This window comes from Fictibacillus aquaticus (genome assembly GCF_002245695.1).
Taxonomy (GTDB): Bacteria; Bacillota; Bacilli; order Bacillales; family Fictibacillaceae; genus Fictibacillus; species Fictibacillus aquaticus.
Window position 1 is genome coordinate 1 of record NZ_NOII01000058.1, and the last position, 3,659, is coordinate 3,659.

The 3,659-nt window shown below is 36.3% G+C and carries 3 protein-coding genes; all 3 read left to right on the forward strand.

Features of this window, described 5'->3' with window-relative positions; all coding sequences use genetic code 11:
* On the forward strand, window positions 1-1,367 hold a 1,367-nt coding region (locus CGZ90_RS19495), incomplete at its 5' end, for a HAMP domain-containing sensor histidine kinase (protein ID WP_094254160.1).
* Between the two features lie 217 nt (window positions 1,368-1,584).
* Window positions 1,585-2,790, forward strand: a complete 1,206-nt coding sequence (locus tag CGZ90_RS19500; RefSeq protein ID WP_094254161.1) for a murein hydrolase activator EnvC family protein — start codon at window positions 1,585-1,587, stop codon at window positions 2,788-2,790.
* Window positions 2,791-2,806: 16 nt separating this feature from the next.
* Window positions 2,807-3,286, forward strand: coding sequence for a PCYCGC motif-containing (lipo)protein (locus CGZ90_RS19505; RefSeq protein ID WP_276206780.1), 480 nt, complete (start codon window positions 2,807-2,809; stop codon window positions 3,284-3,286).
* Window positions 3,287-3,659: the final 373 nt, after the last annotated feature.

Here is a 3,659-nt window from a genome sequence, read left to right on the forward strand (position 1 = left end):
TTATGGTTGTTTTAATCCCAACAGGTTTTGTTATTTTTCAAGTATTTTCAAACTTTTATTATAATGAGGTCAAACAAAATATCGATGAACTGTCCACGCAATATGCAAGTTCCATTAAAAGTATGAAGGATAAAAAAATCATCGGAGTATTTGAATCTTTATCTGATTTAACTGGAATGGATTTAATTGTTGTGGACTCTAAAGGTCAGATTGTTTCTAGTTCTGGAGTAGAAGGCTTAGAGAAAGGGAAGTACATCCCTAAAAATGAACATTCTTTGTTGAAAAACGGAGAGAGTGTACAAAAAGAATATGAAGCACCTCAATCTAAGGACCACTTTCTACTAGCAGGGAAGCCTATAAACACTTCTGATGGGTATGAAGGAAGTATTTTTGTTCTATCTTCCATTGAAAAAATACATACTTCTATAAAACATGTTCAGAAGTTGTTGATTCTGGTAGGTGTTGGAGCTTTTTTCATGATGCTCGGATTTGCATTTTTCCTTTCACGTAAGCTTGCGGCTCCCTTATTGCAAATGGAAAAAGCTACAAAAGAGATTGCGAAAGGTGACCTTGAGTTTCCTTTGGAGTATAAGTCAAACGATGAAGTTGGACAACTAGTCAAGGCCATTAATATCTTAAAAAATGAATTAAAGCAAAACAGAGATTCAAAACAAGCTTTCTTTGCATCGATATCACATGAACTGCGAACACCTATCACCTATATAGAAGGTTACTCTAAAGCTTTAAAAAACGAACTTTATCGTGATGAGGAAGAAAGGATTCAGTATCTGGAAACAATTAGTCGTGCCTCGCACCAACTTAAAGGATTGATAAACGATCTTTTTGATTTATCCAAAATGGAAATTGATCAATTTGTTTTAAATCAAGAGATTATTGATGTTACAGAGGTTATTGAAGGGGTTATCTCAAAAGTAAAACTAAAAGCAAGAGAAAAAAATATCAATATCCATTTTATTAATCGCTCGGATGATTCTTTTCTTTTTGCGGATGGGGTGAGAATTGAGCAAATTTTTCTAAACATAACAGATAATGCACTTCGATATACGGAATCAGGCGAAATTATTATCGACGTAAAAAATACCTTGGATTACTTAGAAATTAACATATCAGATACTGGAAAAGGTATTCCTGAAAGTGAAATCCCATATATATTCGACCGTTTTTATAGGGTTGAAAAATCGAGATCGAGACAATATGGGGGATCGGGTTTGGGGTTATCAATCGTCAAAAAACTGGTAGAGCTTCATGGTGGAAAAATCTTTGTTTTCAGCAGCTTAGGAGAAGGAACTCGTTTTGAGATGAGATTCCCACTGCCCGAAGGAAAGGGGGGCGGCATTAAAAGTTGAAAATTGGGGTATTTCTTTAGGCTTATTGTTTGTTTACGTATTAAAAAAATTATTATCAATATTACACCGATAATTGTAATGCATGTTATTCTGTTTGTGATCAAAATGAAATATAAAAACCCTGTTTCTTCATCGTTTCTCCACATTTGTTCTATATAGTTGGGTTGTCCTAGCAATTCTAAGTAAAATGAAAAAGTATATTCAGGAGGAATAGAGATTGAAGAAACGGGTAACAACGGCAGCTGCGTTACTAGTCCTTCAATTAGGGTTAGGAAACTCCCACTCAATAGTAAGCGCAGCTTCTTTAAGTGAGTTACAACAGAAGAAAGAAAAAAACGCGAATGAACGAAACGTAAAAAAACGAGAAATTGATGATGTTAGGTCTGAGCAGCGTGCTGTATCAAATGATATAAAACGATTGGATGCCAACATTTTCAAGACTACTAAAAAACTTGTAGAAAATAATCAAGAAATTAATACCATTAATAAATCTATCGAAACGATTAGAAAAGAGATTAGTGCCATAGAAACGCGGATAGCTGAACGTGACAAATTATTAAAAGAACGGGTCACTGTTATGTATGAAACAGGTGGAGCATCCAGCTATCTTGAAGTCATTTTAGGATCAAGCAGCTTTGGAAACTTTCTTGATCGGGTAATAGCTCTAAACTTAATCGCTGACCAAGATCAGACTATCATTGATGCTCATACGTCTGATAAGAAAACGTTAGAAGGTAAAAAGGCGGAAGTTGAAATCAAACTTCAGAAACTAAATCAAACAATAGCTGATTTACAAACACTAAAGGTTGATCTCGACCGCCAGCGTAATCAAAAAAACAAAATTATGTCTAACCTTAAACAAAAAGAAGGGGTAATTAACTCATATATCCTAAATTTGAAAGAGAAAAATGATATCCTCAATGATCAGGAAAAGACAATTAGAGCCGAAATGGCTCGTTCGAATAGGGAGGCTGAAGTTAAATCAGATAAACAAAATCAGTCGGAACCAGTAACTCAAGCTGGTCCAAGTCTTTTTTTGTTTCCAACAGAAGGGGTTATCACATCCCGTTCAGGTCAACGCTGGGGAAAAGAACACGCCGGAATTGATGTAGCTAAATCCGGGACCGTTTCAGTTAATGCTGCAGCATCTGGAACAGTCCTTCGGTCTTACTATTCTTCAAGTTATGGAAACGTCGTCTTCCTTACGCACTTTATTAACGGACAACTGTATACAACCGTTTACGCACATATGAATAGCAGAAGTGTCAGTTCAGGGCAAACCGTTTCAAAAGGGGAGCAGTTAGGCTACCAAGGTAATACGGGACGTTCAACAGGACAGCACCTGCACTTCGAGTTGCATAAAGGAGAATGGAATATCAGCAAATCAAACGCGATTGATCCATTACCTTTACTTAGTAAGTAACAAAAAGGAGAATGAAATGAGAACCTACGTAATTTCAGGTTTGGTGTTATCTTTCTTACTTGCAGGCTGTCAGCAAAAAGCAGCAGATCCATCACTAGGTAACCATTCAATGAAACAAACATCAAAGGACATGGAATATCAAATTGGAAGCAACAAATGGCCAGAACTTATTAAACAAAATGCTACGGATGAAGTAATGGAAGCCTATCAATTTGCTTTAGATAAACCAGAAGTGTTAAATAACATGCCTTGTTATTGTGGTTGTTTTGAAGAAGATGGCCATACGAGCAATACCAACTGTTTCGTAGAATCAGTTGATGGGAATATCGCTATGCTTGATGATATGGGACTTGGCTGAGGGGTCTGTGTGGATATAGCCCGTGAGGCTAAAGCAGAGTACGAAAAAGGGACAGATCTCAAAACAATACGAGCTATGATAGACCAAAAGTACGGCGGAGAAGGAAGAGTGTCAACACCTACTCCTATCCCTGAATAACAGTTAAACCATCTAATTAAAAACACTTTAAAGAAATTAGTAGATGACCTCGGTATTATTCCGGGGTCATTTTTTAAATCCTCACTGACAGCGAGCTGAGTTGTAGTTTACCAAAAAGTTTTTAATCTTGCTTCTTCATTTAGCTTCCGATTAATATGTAGTGAAATTTACCGCTATCTAAACAATTTCCTTTATGAGAGGACTATTTGTAAACCACAATGCCTTTATACTTTTTCGTAATACAGGACGGGTGTGTCGCTTCAGGGGGATACAGTGAACAGGTCCTATTCTTCGTAGCTGTAAAAACACTTGTTGTAACAATTCTGGGATTAAGATTATTTTATATGTCCATTTGTACTTTATGCTTGAGGTT